The organism is Agromyces sp. Soil535, from assembly GCF_001428255.1.
In the GTDB taxonomy this organism is placed as follows: Bacteria; Actinomycetota; Actinomycetes; order Actinomycetales; family Microbacteriaceae; genus Agromyces.
This window is the reverse complement of the sequence record NZ_LMRW01000011.1, coordinates 16,837-32,080: the sequence shown is the minus strand read 5'-3', so window position 1 is coordinate 32,080 and position 15,244 is coordinate 16,837. Positions and strand designations below refer to the sequence as shown.

The following is a 15,244-nucleotide window of genomic DNA, read 5'->3' as shown; positions in this document are numbered from 1 at the left end:
AACAAGGTACATCAGGTGTTACCTGAATCGGTACAGATAGCCGAATTCTACTCAATTGGGTAGACATTGGTGTATGGCAGGACGTCCGAAAGCAGAAGCGGCGTCGGCCTTCTCCCGCCAGATCGTCGTGAACGTCGAAGCCTTGCGAGATGAGGCCGGCATGAGCAACGCCCAGCTCATCCGCGACGCCGGCATGTCCTCGAACTACTTCTACACACGGCTTCGCCTGGAAGCGCCATTCAACGCGAATGATGTGCAGAAGCTCGCCGACGCTCTCGGGATCGACGCAGAAGAGCTTGTCGTGCCTCGGACAGGGTCAGGCTCACGTCGCCTTCATCTCGATGGTGCCGAGCTCGGACGGCGCCTGAGCCTGCTGCACGACAAGTGCACACCGGACCTGAGCGCGGCTGAGCTCGCGTCCTCCGTGGTCGAGCATCTCGGGCGGAATGAAGTCAGCTTCACAACCGATCTCTGGTTCTCGCTGCTGAACGCGACAGGTCCCGTGAGGGTCTCCCAGAGGGCCCTCGAAGAGATCGCCGCTTACTTCGACGTTGACAGCGTCTATCTCGTCAATCACAAGGCCAACGACGGCCGGGAACGGGTGGAGGCCGAGCTTGAACTCCGAAGCGCGCTCCGAAAGGCCGGAGCAGAATCTGTTGCAACCAGGGCCCTTGGGGAGGCCAGCCCAGCCGCACTCCTGGCAATCGCCCGCGCGATCAATGAAGGCCCCAACCGATAGCGCAACCGAGCGGCCCCTGCTGGAAGCCCTGCTCTCGCAGAAGGATCTCACGCTCGAGTCGCTGATGAGCTCGTTGTCGGGCTTCATCGGCAAGCCCATCCGTGTCGAACGGATCGGCGACGAGCAGTGGGAGAGGCTCACCGGCCTCCTCGTGGATACGCCGGGGTTAGCTCGCATCCTCGTTCGAGCCACTGACCCGTTGATCTACCAGATGCACTGCATCCTTCACGAGGTCGGGCACCTGCTTCATCGTCATGCCTCTTGCCACGCGATCGGTCTCCTCGAGCCCGTAAGGAACCATGCCGTCAACTTCGCCATTGTTCGCGGCCGTCTCATCGAGTCCGGGCCCGGCGCCTCCGATGCAGCCGCGCTCGAGGAACACGAAGCTGAACGGACCGCCCACCTCCTGGCGCAGGCTCTGCTGGCACCGCTCGACGCCGGCGCCGAGCGGACATTCGGATAATGATCGAAGCACTCCAAACCGGGACCCTGTTTGTCTTGGTCGGCATCTTCATTGCCCGCGCGAGGTCGGCAATCCGCACCCCTGCAGCACGTCTGTCTTGGTTCGCGAGCGGCGTGGGTGCACTTGCGATGACCACCCTCGGCACGGTGATCCCACAATCAGTGATCGACTCCGCACTCGGCGGGAGCAACGCCATCAATCTGGCTCAGAACCTGCTGGCAACGGCCGCGTTCTGGCTCGTCACGCAAGCCGCCGTGAGCGGCGGACGGACTCCGACACCGGCGATCCCCTGGTGGGAACTCATCCTGGCGCTCTCGGTCATCGCGATCCCGTTCTTCTTCATCACTCGCGACCCGGATACGTCCTACTACTTCCTCGTCGAGCACATCCATCAGACCCCCACGTGGCTGTACGCCTCGATGTACATGGCCGTAGTTGCGCTCGTCTCGATCCGTCTCTTCACGGGCGTACGGCACTGGGCAACGTGGCCACGACACCTATTCCGATTCGGCGCGGTGATCGTGATCTTGGCGTGCCTCGATGAGATCGCGTCACTGACTCTCGACCACTTCGATACGCCCCTCCCCGCCCTGCGCGCCGTGGCCTTCGCGCTCTTCGACCCGCTGTTCTACGGCGGCGTGCTCATCATCGTCGCCGGGATCGCCTCAGTAACCCTGAAGCGCTGGTGGCGCGAGGCGCGGCTATGGGCGAGCAGCCGTCGTCTGCAACGCATCGCGAGCCGTCGAACTAACGCTGATCCGGTGAGAGTGCGAGACCTAGGACTTCGCCTCTACTACCTCGTGATCCAGGTCCGCGACCTCGCGATTACGAACGCTCTATCGGCGGGCGAGCTGAAGGCGCTCGAACGTGGCGAAGTGCTGGTCTCACGAACGCTCGCTACTCGCTTGCTCCTGGACGAGACAACCCGGAGCATCGTGTTCTCCAACGCAGAAAGGACTGCATGATCCTCGCATCCGCGCTGGTCGCACTCGCGCTCGTGCTCGTGCTCGGGGCGGCACTCGTGCTAGCCCGAATCCTCGGCCGCCGAGTCATCTCCCAGAGGGAACGAACCTCCCTGCCCATCGTGGACCTCACCGAGACAACGCTCACGATGCCGGCTACCGAGGAGACCCTGCAACCCGGCCGATACGGCCTCTGGAATGCAGACCAAAGTGAGTATGCCCTCATCGGCGAAGTTGTTACGCGGGATCCCGAACAAGCCAACGTCACTCGGCGGGTACTCAGCTTGTCAACTACGCCACAAGCCTTCGGTTCTGACGCAGTTTGGACGGGTCACGTCTTCCGTACACCGACTGACGTCGTCCCCGACGCGCGCGAGCTCACCATTGACACTCCAGCCGGCGAATGCCCGGCTTGGTTCCTCCCCGCTCACAACCCCGGGCGGACCTGGGCGATCCATGTCCACGGCATCCGCACCACCCGAATCACTGCACTTCGCACGGTCCCAGCCGCCCTTGAAGCAGGCCTCCCCAGTCTGGTCGTCTCCTTCAGAGGCGACGGTGAAGGACCCGAGACCACCCCTGCGGGGATCTCCCACCTCGGCTCTACCGAGTGGGAGGACATCGACGCCGCCATCGGCCACGCGATCGCGAACGGCGCCGAGGACGTCGTGATCTTCGGCTGGTCGATGGGCGCCACAGCGTCACTCATCGCCGCTGAACGGGGCCTCAACGCCGACCGCGTCCGCGCGATGGTTCTAATCGGTCCTGCCGTTGACTGGTCGGCCACAATCGCGGCAGGCGCCCGCAAAGCTCACCTGCCAGGCGTATTGGGAGCACTCGCGTTCTGGGCACTCACAACACCCGGCATATGCAGACTGACAGGCCTCACGTCGCCACTCCCTCGGCGCGATCTCGTTTGGACGAAGAATGCCCGCATCGACCTCCCGATATTCGTCATCCACTCCCCCGCCGATCGAGACCTCCCCATCGATGCAAGCCGAGAGTTCGTAGCGCAGTCGCCTTTTCGCCGCACGCTGCAGGAGTTCGCTGGTGGCGCCCTCCACTGCTGGGAATACAACCATGCCCCCGAGGTATTCAATGGAGCAATCTCGAGCTTCCTCGCTCAACTCCCCCGCAATTTGCGGGAATAGGTACAGGCATATGTACCTATTCCGGTAGCCTCACGAGGTGACCGTCGACGCCATGCGGGTGAGTACATCGCATTTGGACCAGTTCTCAGGCGAAGCGGCGTGCCGCCCAGTTCCATATGCATTTCCTCGTAGCGTATGCAGCATGACCACCATCCTGCGTACCAAGCCGAAGCGTAAAGTTCTGCGCCGTGCAGCGGGCGAAGTGACGATGCCGTTGTACACCGATGTCTCCCCGTCGGTCGACAGCGAGATCAAGCGGCTGTGCGACGAGCTCCGACTGCCGCAGTGGGCTGTCATCGAACAGGCCATCAAGACCATCCAGTACGACGAGAACGGCAAGCCGATCGGCTGGACAATCCCCGACCCCAACTCATTGGAGCTGCCCATTCCAGCCGCTTAAACGAAAGAGCCCGCCGCATTCGCGACGGGCTTCTCCCAAGTTGTGAGCTCAAACCCTCTCAGCCGCCAAGCACGAGGTTCGAGCTATTTGAATTCCAAGCCGGAAGAGCCGGAGGGCTTTTCACACCTTGAAAGGTGATGCCATCGTAACCCCGGATGAGCTGAATTGCCGCATTAGTGACGGCGGTTTCCCCCACGGCGTGTCCCCAGAACCGGGCACAGCCTGGACGCTTACCCGACGGCTCAGCCCGCGGGGATCCGTGCGCGTCGACGTCGACGGCACGAACGACTACGCACTCACCCACCGCATCGAAGACGACGCACCCGCCTCCCCGTGGGCGATGAACCTCACCGAGCACAACGGCCGATACCGCTACCTCTGTTTCGACCTCGACGCGAAGAACGGCAACGCCGCCTACGATGCCGGCCGACTCTCGCTCTGGCTTGACGAGCTCAACATCGACCACCTGGTGTGCGTGTCCGGCCCCAGCGGCGGTCGCCACGTCTGGATCGCGCTCACGAGCAGCGTGCGCGCCGATCTCGTCGCCACGATCGCCCACCTTGCAGCACAGCTGCTTCCCTCGCTCGACGTCGCGCCCCTCTCGAACCCCGCGACCGGCTGCGTCCGCCCGCCGTTCACTCCGCATCGCCGAGGTGGTCGCTCTGAGCCACAGAGCCCCGTCGATGTGCTTCTCGCACCAACGGTCGACGTCGACGAGCTCGACGCCCTGCAGGCGTTCCTCATCGACACAGGCGCGACGATCGCGCCACCGCCACAGAGTCTCGTGAAAGGCATGGCCTACGACTCCGTAGGCCACCCATACCTGGTCGGCGCCAAACGCGACGTCTCCGCCCGCATCCGCGAAATGCTGAACCTCGCCCCCGACGACAACACCAGCCGCACCCAGGGCGCGGTGCTCGCCGGCTGCGCCCGAGCACGCTGGCGCTACGCCGACGTTCTCGCACTGCTCGACACGTCACCCGCGCTCGAGCACGCACGAACGCGTTCCCAACCGGACGGGACTCGGACGCCGCGGCCGCGCGCAGTCGCGCTCAAAGAGTTCGCGGCGGATTGGTCACGGGCTGTCTACTACGTCGCACAGAACCCGCTCGAGTACGACGCGGAAGACGAAGAGTTCGCCTCCCGCGTGGCGGCCGTCAGCGCGGCCGTCGAAGCGGCACAGGAACGTGCTCGTACGTCGCCCGGGCGTTGGGGGCTGGACGCTGCCTCACGAGCTCAGCGGGCCGCTCAGGGGCGGCCAAGCCACCGCGCTGTGCTCGACGCCGTATGCCTCTACCTCTCCCAAGCCGCCCGGGTCGACGTCGAGGTCGACATCCGGCGTCTGTCGGCCGACACCGGCTACGGCCGCGAGGCGTGCCGCCTCGCTCTCCTCGCGCTCTCCACGCCGGACGTCGAGAACGAGCCTGAGAGCGCATGGCTCGTGCGCGTCGACGACGCCCGAGGCGTTCACGGCGCGCGCTACCGTCTCTCCGAACGCTTTTCCACAGGAACAGACGAACCAGAGTGGTCACAAGCAGCCATGCGCCCCTCGCCTAGCACGGCACCGGCAGCCGCCCAGCGCACCTGGTGGATTAACGAACTCGGCACCCGCCTCGCGGCCCTCGCTCACGACGCATTCGCAGCTCCTGGAAGTCTGGGACGAACAGCAGGCAGGGCCTACCTGCACGTCCCGCACGAGGGCGCGGCCGAGATCTCGGAACTGAGCATCGCTGCTGGCATGACACCCTCACAGATACACCGAGCCCTTTACCGGCTGCAACAGGCGGGCCTGGCTGAACGTAGCAAGGCCGGCTGGCACCGCTCCCCCGTCATCACACGAGATTTCGTGGCGATCGCGCTCGGTGTTGACGGGTACCTGCTCGAGCGCAGCACCCGGTACGACATCGAGCGCGGAGTATGGGCCTGGTGGAGTGCCGAGTGCGCATGGATGCGCAAACGCCACAAGAAGCGTCGAGGGCGCCGAGCCACGACCGGTGTCGCCCTTTTCGCACAGAACGATCGTCCCGACTACACGCGGTATCCACGGAGCCGAACCGGTCGCCCAGACCATGCCCTGGCGCGTGCGCTCGTCGAGGCCGGCATCCTCTCCCCCGAACGCGTCGACGAGCTCGCTGCCTAGCTCATGGCAAGCGTCGACGGAGTCGACGCGCGGCAGCTCGACGTTCGATGGGACCCGCCACCCTCGACCACGATGTGCACAGCCCAGCTATCGCAGGGCTGGCCTGCACACAGGCGCGGACGACGGGGCCCGGCCGTGGCCATCTCCCCCGGCTACGCCTCGAGGCGAGCCAGGAATGATGCCCATGGTGTGTCGGCCTCCTGGGGCGAGCTGTACGCGCCGAGCTCGATTCGCTGTAGCGGCATCCCCTCGACCTTCAGCTCCGCGATGAGCCGTACTTCACGTCCGTCGTGCAGCTCTATCCGGCCGACGCTGACGAGGTGCTCGGCGTTGATCCAGAGCATCGTCTTGCCTGACGCGTCCGGGATGGCGAGCAGCTTCATGGCCAGAGCATAGCGAGGAGTCGCTTTACGGCCCCGCCATCCAGCGTGCGGCTTCCAGGCGCGAGCCGTCCCTTCACACTTCCCCGACCTAGACAATAATTGCAAGACAAACAATACAAACAAGACATACAATCCAATTAATGATTGCATTGATTGGATTGTGCGCATAGAGTCGGAGTGGCAACAAGCCAAGGCTTACAAGGAATGCAAGGCTTTCAATACTTAGAACACAAGCAACGCAATGAACCATTGCATTGATTGCGTTTGGGAGGGGTACACCGTGGTTCACATCTCAGTCATCTCGAACAACAAGGGCGGCGTGGGCAAGACGGAGCTGACCGTGCAGCTCGCCGCTGCGCTGGCGCGTGCCGGGGCGAACGTGCTCGTCGTCGACATGGATCCGCAGGCCAACGCCACCAGGCGACTCGGCGTCGAATGGGACCCCGCGGAACCCATCCCGACCATGGCCGAGGTCATCCGTGCCGACCAGGTGGGCGCGGGGCAGGGCGCGGTCATCGCCTGTGGTTGGAGAACCGCCGAAGGGGCACCGACCGCCGAAGCAGAAAACATCGACGTGCTGCCCTCACGCTTCGACCTGATCAACCGCGAGACGGAAGCCGGCGTCGTCGGCGCGGTCAGGCGCCTGACGAAAGCCCTCGAAGGATGGATTGAGGACTACGACGTAGTCCTCATCGACACCCGGCCCGACCTTGGGCACCTTGTACAGATGGCGCTGGCAGCCGCCCACACCGTCATCATTCCGACCGACCCGAACTACGACTCAGTCGAAGCCGCAATCCGCGTGTCGGACTTCGTCGAGCGCCACGCCGTTGACATGGCAAACCCGAACCTCCGGATCGGTGGCGTCGTCATCACCAGGCGCAAGACCACAACCGAACAGGACTACCAGGTCGACGGCATCCGGGAGCAGTTCGGCGACCTCGTGTGGAACCTCGGGGGAGTGGTCAAGCTGTCCGACGGGAGCGACCACCTCAACCCGCCGTACCTTCCGGAGTGGAGCCGCTTCGCGGAGGCGGACGCGGCGGCCGTGTCGCTAGGCGCGTGGAACGACCGCAATGGCCGCAAGACCGTCGCCCTCTACGACGCCGTCGCGCGCATCTTCAGGACCCGACTGCTCGAGGCGAAGGGGGCGGCAGCATGAGTGCCGCTCCAGCCCGTCGTCGACCGGGCGCGGATAGCCCGATCAAACTCACTGCGCAGGTCGAGGAAGTACGAACTGCCGCGACCCTACCGGTGCAGGCCGAACCCGTCGTCACTGAGCCCGCGGCCGCGCAAAAGCAAGAGCGCGCAGCCGTGCAGCGCAGCAAGCCTTCGGCAACGCCGGCAACGCCGGCAACGCTACCGGCGTTGGACTCGGAAGCAACGGAGACGGCGACGTTCAGCATCCGAAAGACCGTGAAGAAGAGCGCAGAGACCGCCGTGTTTCGTACCGCGGGCTATCCCGGCGGATACACGTCGCTGAAGGCACTCGTCGAAGGCGCGATAGAGCGCGAGCTCGTGCGACTCGCCGACGAGTTCAACGGCGGCGAGCCGTTCCCGCCAAACGAGGGCGGGTTCCGCCGCGGTCGACCATTCGGAAGCTAGGGATGCATTGGCTGCCCGGCGCGAAGGCATTGGAGTGGGTTCCGACCCGAAAAGATCAAGCAGCTGGGCCGCGGGGGAGTGAAGCCGATGCCCAAGACCTACATACATGTCCAGACTGTCATGCCAACGGTGGGGGAGCAGGTCGGAGGGACCCGAGCGCTTCAGGCCGCCAGCCGCCTCGAGGAACTGAACCGGCACGCAGAGCGCGGCTGGGAGCTCGTAACCAGCGTCGCGATTCCCGCGATCGACACGCTGACGATCTTGGACACGCTCGGCCGAGACAAGCAACAACCAGGCACCTGACGCAGCGGTCGTGGGAAGCGGCCAGCCCGGACCGACGTCGTACCCATGAGGAAGGATCGCAGCAATGGCAACCAACGAAGAGCACCGGCAAGTAGAGGTCGCCGGTGAAGTCTCCGAGGGTACGCGATCTCTCGCGCACTCGACGACGAGAATCCCCGCGCCGTTTGCGTCCTACCAGCTGATCGGAGAGCTCGTCGTGACCGTTGACGACCTCGAGCAGGTATGCCGGCAGCTCGCAGCATGGCATGAGCGAGTCGTCGACGGCATCCATTACACAGGCGAGGACTCCCGAGGTGATGGAGCGACGGGAACCGTTACCGCGGCCGCCGAGCTCCGCCGAGCTGCGGCCGCTCTCGACGACGCTGCATCCGCTCTTCGCGCCGCCCACGCTGCTAACGGCGTAGTCCGCTGGTTCGACGAAGTGCCAGCCGACCAACAGACCTGAGTTCCCGGTGAAACGACACCGCATCCACATTTGCCGCGGGAATTGCCCGCCCAGGCAAACCGGAAGCGGGATTCGAAGATATGTTCTAATCTTGAACTGTGGGAATGAACAAGCGGTACGGGTCTGACCTCACCGAGGATGCCGTCAACCTGTCCGTGATCCGTCCCTCGCCGATCTCCCTCTCGGTGGCCGAGATCGGCACGCCGAATGTGCCAGCAAAGGTCGAGCAGCCGATCCCGGTTGAAGCGTGGGTACGGTTTCCAGAAGCGGCGATCCACGTGCGCGGCAAGGCCATCGCGTGGAGCGATCGCGCAGTGTGGGTGGAGTTCACATTGCACGACGGATCGACGCACCGCGCCTGGGTGTGGGCGTCGGCCGTCGATAGGATCGATGGAAGGAGCGGGCGCTATGCGAATCGTCGGAACGATCCGAGCAACGGAGACGCGACGGATCGAGGTCGAAGCCGACAGCTACGACGAGGGCCGCCGCATGGTCGAGGCGCAGGTGCCCGAGGGGTGGCAGCTCATCTCCTGGCGCACCGACCGCGACGCGAAGTAGCCTCACACCATGTGCGGCCGCTTCGCGATGAACAAGGACGTCGACGACCTAATTCAGGAGTACGTCGCCGAGGGCGGCAATGCGCAAGACTGGCGGCCGTCGTACTCGATCGCCCCGACGCAGAGCGCGCCGATCGTGCGCGAGTGGCGCGACGAGGCCGGCACCATCGAGCGTGAGCTCGCGCTGGCACGGTGGGACTGGGAGAAGCCCGCCAACCGGCCGCAAGGCGGGCCGATCATCAATGCGCGCATGGAGAAACTACCGACCGGGTTCTGGGTCGGTGCGTTCTCGAACGCCCGATGCATCGTGCCGATGATCGGTTACTACGAGTGGACGGGAGAGAAGGGCAACAAGCAAGGGCACTTCATCCACGCCGAAGACAGCCTCGCGGCTGCCGGTCTCACCTGGACGATGGAGGTAGCGGGGGAGCGGCGCCGAGTGTTCGTCGTCGTCACCCGCGAGGCGCGCGACGCATCCGGTGAAGTGCATGACCGGATGCCGGCATTCCTGACACCGGACCTCTGGGATGACTGGCTGAACCCGGCGCCGCTCACCGTGCCCGGCGACGCCGCGGCGTCGAAGGCAAACCGGTTCCAGCTGCTTGACGAACTCGACGCGAGCTCCACGGCGATCGCGTCGAGCATGCGCACGCACCTGGTCGACCGTCGAGTGAACAACTCGAGGACGGTCGACCCCTCCGACGCGACGCTCATCGAACCGATCGACGCATGAGCGATCCGAGCAACCTGGTTGCGTGGATAGGTGCCGCGACAGGAGCTGCGGCGCTGGCAATCACGTGGTGGAAGACCGTGCGCGACGCCCGCGCGGAACAGCCAGTCCTCTGGCTGCTGAGCCCAGAGAAGACCGACGCTCCTGCAGGGGCCAAGCATCCGGTCAACTATTCAGTGAAGCTCACTCCTGCCTTCGCGGACGCTCACAACTTCAAGATGGGAGCTGTACCACCCGGGCGCGCCATCGATGCCTGGCGGCCTGCAGTACACGAAATCGATACCCTCATTGAGGATCGGCGACGCCGAGGTGGTCGCCCTCATTAACGGCACCAACCCGGGCACAGCATGGATGAAGCTCTACTGGTCACACCCTCGGGACGTCAGACGGCTCCTCGTCGCATGGTTTCCAGTCATGCCGCGGGGCTGGGAGGGCCTCGACACCCCCGCCGCTAACGAGCACCTGCGGCAATCAGCTCGCCCACTGGTGTGGCAGCGGTTCCGACAGGTCGTGCTCCAGAGCCCGGTCGGCCCCGGCAATGGCATCCTCGGACGGTCAACCGGTTGGCGTGACCGGAGACACGGCCGGAGGCTCCTGCGAAGCAACGGCGTCAAACGGTGGGACGCGGTCGGGTGAAGATCTTATGGTGAGCGGCGTTCGACGCTCTGCAGATCCCAGCTGTGCAGCTGGGGCTCGGTCGACCACCACTCCTCAGCGCCGCTCGGCGGCATCTGCGTGATCACGGCATCCATGCCGTGAAGGGTAGTGCTGGCAGCCGACCGGAAGCCTGAGTTTTCCACACGGGGTGTGGCGTGCTCAGCGATCCGGTTCAGCGCCTAGCTCTGGTGAAGCCGGGGGAGTGCGGGGCTCGGCTGCGCCGTCCCATTGCCCATGCGAGAGTTCGTGCAGGTAGGCAGCGAAGGCGGCCGGCTCCTCGACCGCAGTGATGCCGTGCGCCTCGCGATACTCGGCCCAACTCATGCGCTCGTCCATGCTCTAGGACTACGCCGACGGCGTTCGTCGATCAAGGCGTGATCGTTCGTTTCAGTGATCGCCGGCCGGCGCGTTGGACACTAAAGAGGGGGCCAGCACCAGCGCGTGAGCGCGCGTGCCGGCCCCCTCTACCGCCTACTTCGTGTCCGTCGGCGGGTGCGGGTCGTTCCCACCGCCGACGGTGTCGGAGTCGCGGATCTGACCGTTGCGGCCGTGGATCGGGACTTCACCGCCGCCAAGGTTGGTGACGACCTGTCGTGCGCGGTCGATCGCGTCGGCCTGCGTCGGCAGGTGTGCCGATGCGCGGTCTGCGCCGGGCGCTTTCACGTCCCATCCGCCGTTCGGGTTCGGGACGACGTGTCGGTTGTTGCTGTTGCCCATGAGGGGCTCCTGTCTACTCGTTTCGAATGCGCTGCCGTCTGGCCCCCCTCAAGCACGTGCACAGTGTAGGGGCGGCCACCGACATCCGAGCGATAGAGGTGTGGCACCTGGCACTTCGTTCGGCTTCTAACCCTTGGCCCTGTTTTCGGGCGGCACGCTCGGGGTGCGAATCGTGTAGGCCGCCGCGTCGGCGCCTCCCGGCGTGTGAGCCCGAATGAACACGCTGTGCACGCGCTCGACCGCGGCGCGCAGCGTGTCCTCATAGCCGATGTGCTCGCCGCGGAACTCGACGCGGTACGCGGGCTCGCCGGCGACGCGGACGACGGTCACTCGCCCGTACTCGCGGCCGTAGGTGTCGAGCATCCGCCAAGTCAGCAGCGGGCCCTCGACAGCCGCCATGATCGGGTGCCACTTCGGCTCTTCACGCGCCACCGCTCGCCCCTTCCGTCTCGCGGCGGTACTCCGTCCACACGACGTCGGCGGCGAGGCGGAGACGGTCGACGGGGAAGTACCCGATGAAGCAGCGCTCGGCGGGCTCGGCCGCCCACGTCTCGGCGAGCAGCATGGGCTCGGCCGGCGTGCCGGCCTCGACCTCGCGGATGATCGCGATGCGGATCGTGTCGTCGAACATGATCCACTCGCCGCGGCGGACGGATCGCAGCTTGGGCTGCCAGTAGCGCATTCGGGCCGGGTGCTCCTCTCGAGGGGGAGCGCGCCGGCCCGCGCATCTCGATTCTACGAGCGCCGCCCTCACTCGGCGACAGGTTCGACCTGACCCAACGTGGGCAATCCCGCGCTGACGGCGCGCAGGAGGCGGCGTCAGCGATTGGATGTTCCCCCATGCCACCGCCGCAAAAACGTGGGAGGAGGGTCGCTAGGGTGATGGAACTGTACACAGAGCGAAAGCGGTGCTGCACGGATGAACGGTAACGAGGCCATTCCGGCCGACTTGATCAAGCGGCTTGAGAGTTACCGCCAGCGAAGCGTCGAGCTGAGATCGCCACAGTATAAGGAGGCATCCGCTCGGGTCGAGTTCATCGATGCGTTGCTTTCATCGCTCGGATGGGATGTGTCAAACAGCGCAGGTCTCCCTGAGCGGTTCAAGGACGTCGTCGTCGAGCCGAATCAGGACGTCGAGGGGCACAAGCGTGCCCCCGATTATGTGCTGCGGGTGGGTGGCGAGCGTCGATTCTTTATTGAGGCTAAGAAGCCCAGTGTTTGGATCAAGAACCAGAAGGAGCCCGCATTTCAAGCACGTAGATATGGCTGGTCAGCTCAGCTGCCCATTGTCGTGCTCACGAACTTTCGTGAGATCGCGGTCTACGACGCCCGCGTTCGCCCTCACGAGGACGATGCAGCTTCGAAGGCGAGGCTCCTCTACCTCAGTCTCGATGAGTATGAAGATCGCTGGGATGAGATTAGTTCGCTCATCAGCCGTGACGCCGTGGTCGGTGGCTCCCTCGAAGCGTTCATCGCGGAAGCGCCCACCCGACGCGGTTCAGAGCGGATCGATCGCGTCTTCCTACGCGACCTGGAGGAAGTCCGTGGCGTTCTGCTTGCCCACGTCGCGGAGAGAAACCCGACACTCACGGACGCTCAATTGCTGCGGTCGATCCAGCTGACTCTCGACCGGTTGATCTTCCTTCGATTCTGCGAGGACCGGTCGCTTGAGCCGTACGGCACTCTCCGCGACGCTGTGAACAGCGCGGAGCCCCGCAAAGCGCTGGAACAGGTGTATCGCGACGCGGACGCCAGGTACAACTCCGGGCTGTTCCATTTCGATCAAGAGAAAGGCCGGGTCACCCCGGATGTTCTGACGCTCACCCTCGACATCGATGACGATGTGATCCGCCGCACGGTGCTCAGGTTCTACCCGCCAGAATCCCCGTATGCGTTCAGCGTGATGCCGGTCGATGTCCTCGGCAAGGCCTACGAGACCTTCTTGGCATGGAGGATCACTCGGGCTGGAGGAAAAGTAGCGCTTGAGCTCAAGCCTGAGGTACGCAAGGCCGGGGGAGTCTTCTACACGCCTGAGTGGCTCAGCAGAGAAGTGCTCCAGCGCACTATAGATCCTCTTCTCGACGGCAAGACTCCGGACCAGATTCGGCCGGCCAAGGGGAACCCGGGTCTCACGGTCGTTGACCCCGCCTGTGGATCCGGCAGCTTCCTGGTTCGCACTTATCGCTCCCTCCTCGACTGGTACCTGCGTCAATACCTTGAGGATTCCGCTCGATGGCTGAACAGCCGTCCGGCGCGCCTGGAGAAGAACTCGCTCGGCGAGCTTGCCCTGACAGGTCAGGAGCGACGAAGAATTCTGCTCGACCACGTGTTTGGGGTCGACATCGACGAGCAGGCGGTCGAGGTCGCCAAGCTCAGCCTGCTCCTGACCTTCATGGAGGACCAAGAGACCGCTGACGCTCCTACCGCATTGCCGGGCTTCAAGGAGCGGATCTTGCCAGACCTTGATCGCAATGTCAGATGTGGCAACAGTCTTATCGGCAACGACATCCTCACCGACGGTGAACTCGGTGATATTCACAATCCGGAGCGCACGCGCCTCAATCCGTTCGACTGGCCACAGATCGCGTCTTCCTTCTCGGCCGTCGTCGGCAATCCTCCATGGCTAATGGCCGGGTACGAGATCGAGCCTCGAGCCCTCGCACACCTCAAGTCGACCTACACGACATATCAGGGCAAGGCTGACCTCTACTACCTATTCATCGAGAGGGGCCTTCACCTGTTGGCACCGGGCGGACGACTGGGGTTCGTGGTACCGAACAAGATGTTCGCTACGGGTGCGGCATCGAAGCTTCGGCAGGTCTTGACGGACACCCATTGGGTGGATGAGATTGTCGACTTCCAAGCTGAAGGGTTGTTCGAGGAGGCCGCGAATTACTCGCAGATCCTCGTGCTTGCGAAGCCAGCAGGGAAAGCTACCTCGACGATTCGATTTGCACGAGCTACGGAGTTCATGAGTGCGTCGCAAGACTGGGAGATCCCGCGAAACCGTCTCTCGTCCACGCCTTGGGATCTTTCGTCCCCAGACGCGCGGGCATTGTGGGATCAAGTTCGAGCTGTCGGCAAGCCACTGAGCGACATCGCGAGCGCCTTCGGCAACGGCGTTCAGACCGGAAGTGACACCGTCCTGATGCTTGACAAAGCGAAGGCGCAGGAACTGAAGATCGAAGGCAAGTACGTGCGCGACATCGTGCGCGGCCAAGAGATTAGAGATGGGAGTCGCGCTAGCTCAGCCAAAGTCGTTGTGTTCCCGTACAAGGAGGACGGTGGAGCATTCCGAGTCCTCAATGCGTCGGAGTTGACTCAAGCTCCATGGCTCGAGGCGTACCTGCATGCGAACGAGACGCAGCTACGGGCGCGGCGCTGGTTCAAGAAGTCCCCCGAGGAACTGACAGGGGAGTGGTGGGGCCTGATGTACCTGGCGGCGCCGGCCACCTTCGGTGGTCGCCATCTCCTGACGCCGAGTCTCAGCAACCGCTCGAACTTCGCCCTCGGGGACGGACGCCTCTTTCCGACCGGCACAGCCGGGGTAACGAGTGTCGCGCTCCCCGCCGACGTAGATCATCGACCCTTGCTTGCCATCCTGAACAGCCCGCTTCTCTCGACGTTCGTCTTGGCGCACAGCCCCGTCTACCAAGGCAGCTACCACAAATTCTCCAAGCCGTACATCGCCGACATGCCCATAAGGTTGCCCGCCAACCCCGAAGAAGAGAACGTGTGGAGTCGGCTCACCGTGCTCTGGGAGACACGGGTGTCGCTGCCACCCGGGGGAGAGCGTGACCTGGTTGACAGGCGCATCTCGGATCTCGTCAACGGCCTATATGGGGTGGATGACGCAGAACTCCGCAGCGTCGCTGCTGAGGTCGGTCCGCTACAAGCTGACGACTAACTCCATAGCAGCGTCCATTGCCTCGCAGCCTCGACGTATCGTCACGGCCTGGGGTTGGGGCGTCGAATAGGGCCGGTCGAAATTG

At 64.2% G+C, this 15,244-nt stretch carries 18 protein-coding genes; 13 read left to right on the top strand and 5 right to left on the bottom strand.

Going from position 1 to position 15,244, the window contains the following annotated elements; all coding sequences use genetic code 11:
- The first annotated feature begins 73 nt into the window (after nucleotides 1-73).
- From ASG80_RS24415 to ASG80_RS09150, 6 genes are all read left to right on the top strand, one after another.
- Nucleotides 74-739, top strand: a complete 666-nt coding sequence (locus ASG80_RS24415) for a helix-turn-helix transcriptional regulator (protein ID WP_056729880.1) — start codon at nucleotides 74-76, stop codon at nucleotides 737-739.
- Entirely contained in the window at nucleotides 720-1,202 is a 483-nt protein-coding gene (locus ASG80_RS09170) for a hypothetical protein (protein ID WP_056729879.1), read from the top strand. The genes ASG80_RS24415 and ASG80_RS09170 overlap by 20 nt, the downstream gene beginning before the upstream one ends.
- On the top strand, nucleotides 1,202-2,167 hold the full coding sequence (locus ASG80_RS09165) for a hypothetical protein (RefSeq protein WP_156401741.1): 966 nt from the start codon (nucleotides 1,202-1,204) through the stop codon (nucleotides 2,165-2,167). Before ASG80_RS09170 ends, ASG80_RS09165 begins: the two co-directional genes overlap by 1 nt.
- Nucleotides 2,164-3,315: an alpha/beta hydrolase gene (locus ASG80_RS09160; RefSeq protein WP_056729877.1), complete on the top strand. Its 1,152-nt coding sequence runs from the start codon at nucleotides 2,164-2,166 to the stop codon at nucleotides 3,313-3,315. Before ASG80_RS09165 ends, ASG80_RS09160 begins: the two co-directional genes overlap by 4 nt.
- Nucleotides 3,316-3,457: 142 nt before the next feature.
- The gene (locus ASG80_RS09155; RefSeq protein ID WP_156401740.1) at nucleotides 3,458-3,715 is read left to right on the top strand and encodes a hypothetical protein; all 258 of its coding nucleotides are present in this window, start codon (nucleotides 3,458-3,460) and stop codon (nucleotides 3,713-3,715) included.
- Nucleotides 3,716-4,241: 526 nt separating this feature from the next.
- A complete protein-coding gene (locus ASG80_RS09150) occupies nucleotides 4,242-5,855 on the top strand; it encodes a hypothetical protein (protein ID WP_156401739.1) in 1,614 nt (537 codons plus the stop codon).
- 152 nt (nucleotides 5,856-6,007) lie between these two features.
- On the opposite strand, the gene ASG80_RS09145 is transcribed toward ASG80_RS09150, so the two are convergent.
- Nucleotides 6,008-6,238, bottom strand: coding sequence for a hypothetical protein (locus tag ASG80_RS09145; RefSeq protein ID WP_056729874.1), 231 nt, complete (start codon nucleotides 6,236-6,238; stop codon nucleotides 6,008-6,010).
- Between the two features lie 280 nt (nucleotides 6,239-6,518).
- Here ASG80_RS09145 and ASG80_RS09140 point away from each other — a divergent pair, with 280 nt between their 5' ends.
- The 6 genes from ASG80_RS09140 (at nucleotide 6,519) to ASG80_RS09120 (ending at nucleotide 9,881) form a co-directional block, all read left to right on the top strand.
- A complete protein-coding gene (locus tag ASG80_RS09140; protein ID WP_056729873.1) occupies nucleotides 6,519-7,400 on the top strand; it encodes a ParA family protein in 882 nt (293 codons plus the stop codon).
- Entirely contained in the window at nucleotides 7,397-7,843 is a 447-nt protein-coding gene (locus ASG80_RS23515) for a hypothetical protein (RefSeq protein WP_156401738.1), read from the top strand. The genes ASG80_RS09140 and ASG80_RS23515 overlap by 4 nt, the downstream gene beginning before the upstream one ends.
- Nucleotides 7,844-7,930: 87 nt before the next feature.
- Complete coding sequence (locus ASG80_RS09130; RefSeq protein ID WP_156401737.1) at nucleotides 7,931-8,146, top strand: hypothetical protein; 216 nt, start codon at nucleotides 7,931-7,933, stop codon at nucleotides 8,144-8,146.
- A 64-nt stretch (nucleotides 8,147-8,210) separates the two neighbouring features.
- Nucleotides 8,211-8,591 carry a hypothetical protein gene (locus ASG80_RS09125; protein WP_056729870.1) on the top strand — a complete coding sequence of 127 codons (381 nt, stop codon included), beginning with the start codon at nucleotides 8,211-8,213 and terminating at the stop codon, nucleotides 8,589-8,591.
- A gap of 408 nt (nucleotides 8,592-8,999) precedes the next feature.
- The gene (locus ASG80_RS24005) at nucleotides 9,000-9,149 is read left to right on the top strand and encodes a hypothetical protein (protein WP_164470560.1); all 150 of its coding nucleotides are present in this window, start codon (nucleotides 9,000-9,002) and stop codon (nucleotides 9,147-9,149) included.
- Between the two features lie 9 nt (nucleotides 9,150-9,158).
- Nucleotides 9,159-9,881: an SOS response-associated peptidase gene (locus ASG80_RS09120; protein WP_056729869.1), complete on the top strand. Its 723-nt coding sequence runs from the start codon at nucleotides 9,159-9,161 to the stop codon at nucleotides 9,879-9,881.
- Nucleotides 9,882-10,694: 813 nt separating this feature from the next.
- Here the strand turns inward: ASG80_RS09120 and ASG80_RS23510 are convergent.
- The 4 genes from ASG80_RS23510 to ASG80_RS09105 all read right to left on the bottom strand — a co-directional run bounded on the left by ASG80_RS23510 (nucleotide 10,695) and on the right by ASG80_RS09105 (nucleotide 11,934).
- On the bottom strand, nucleotides 10,695-10,871 hold the full coding sequence (locus ASG80_RS23510; RefSeq protein WP_156401736.1) for a hypothetical protein: 177 nt from the start codon (nucleotides 10,869-10,871) through the stop codon (nucleotides 10,695-10,697).
- 135 nt (nucleotides 10,872-11,006) lie between these two features.
- Nucleotides 11,007-11,252, bottom strand: coding sequence for a DUF2188 domain-containing protein (locus tag ASG80_RS09115; RefSeq protein WP_056729868.1), 246 nt, complete (start codon nucleotides 11,250-11,252; stop codon nucleotides 11,007-11,009).
- A gap of 126 nt (nucleotides 11,253-11,378) precedes the next feature.
- Complete coding sequence (locus ASG80_RS09110) at nucleotides 11,379-11,684, bottom strand: hypothetical protein (protein WP_235508253.1); 306 nt, start codon at nucleotides 11,682-11,684, stop codon at nucleotides 11,379-11,381.
- Nucleotides 11,674-11,934 (bottom strand): hypothetical protein, encoded by a 261-nt coding sequence (locus tag ASG80_RS09105; RefSeq protein ID WP_056729867.1) that lies wholly within the window; start codon nucleotides 11,932-11,934, stop codon nucleotides 11,674-11,676. The genes ASG80_RS09110 and ASG80_RS09105 overlap by 11 nt, the downstream gene beginning before the upstream one ends.
- 237 nt (nucleotides 11,935-12,171) lie before the next feature.
- Here ASG80_RS09105 and ASG80_RS09100 point away from each other — a divergent pair, with 237 nt between their 5' ends.
- Nucleotides 12,172-15,159, top strand: coding sequence for an N-6 DNA methylase (locus ASG80_RS09100; RefSeq protein WP_056729866.1), 2,988 nt, complete (start codon nucleotides 12,172-12,174; stop codon nucleotides 15,157-15,159).
- Nucleotides 15,160-15,244: the final 85 nt, after the last annotated feature.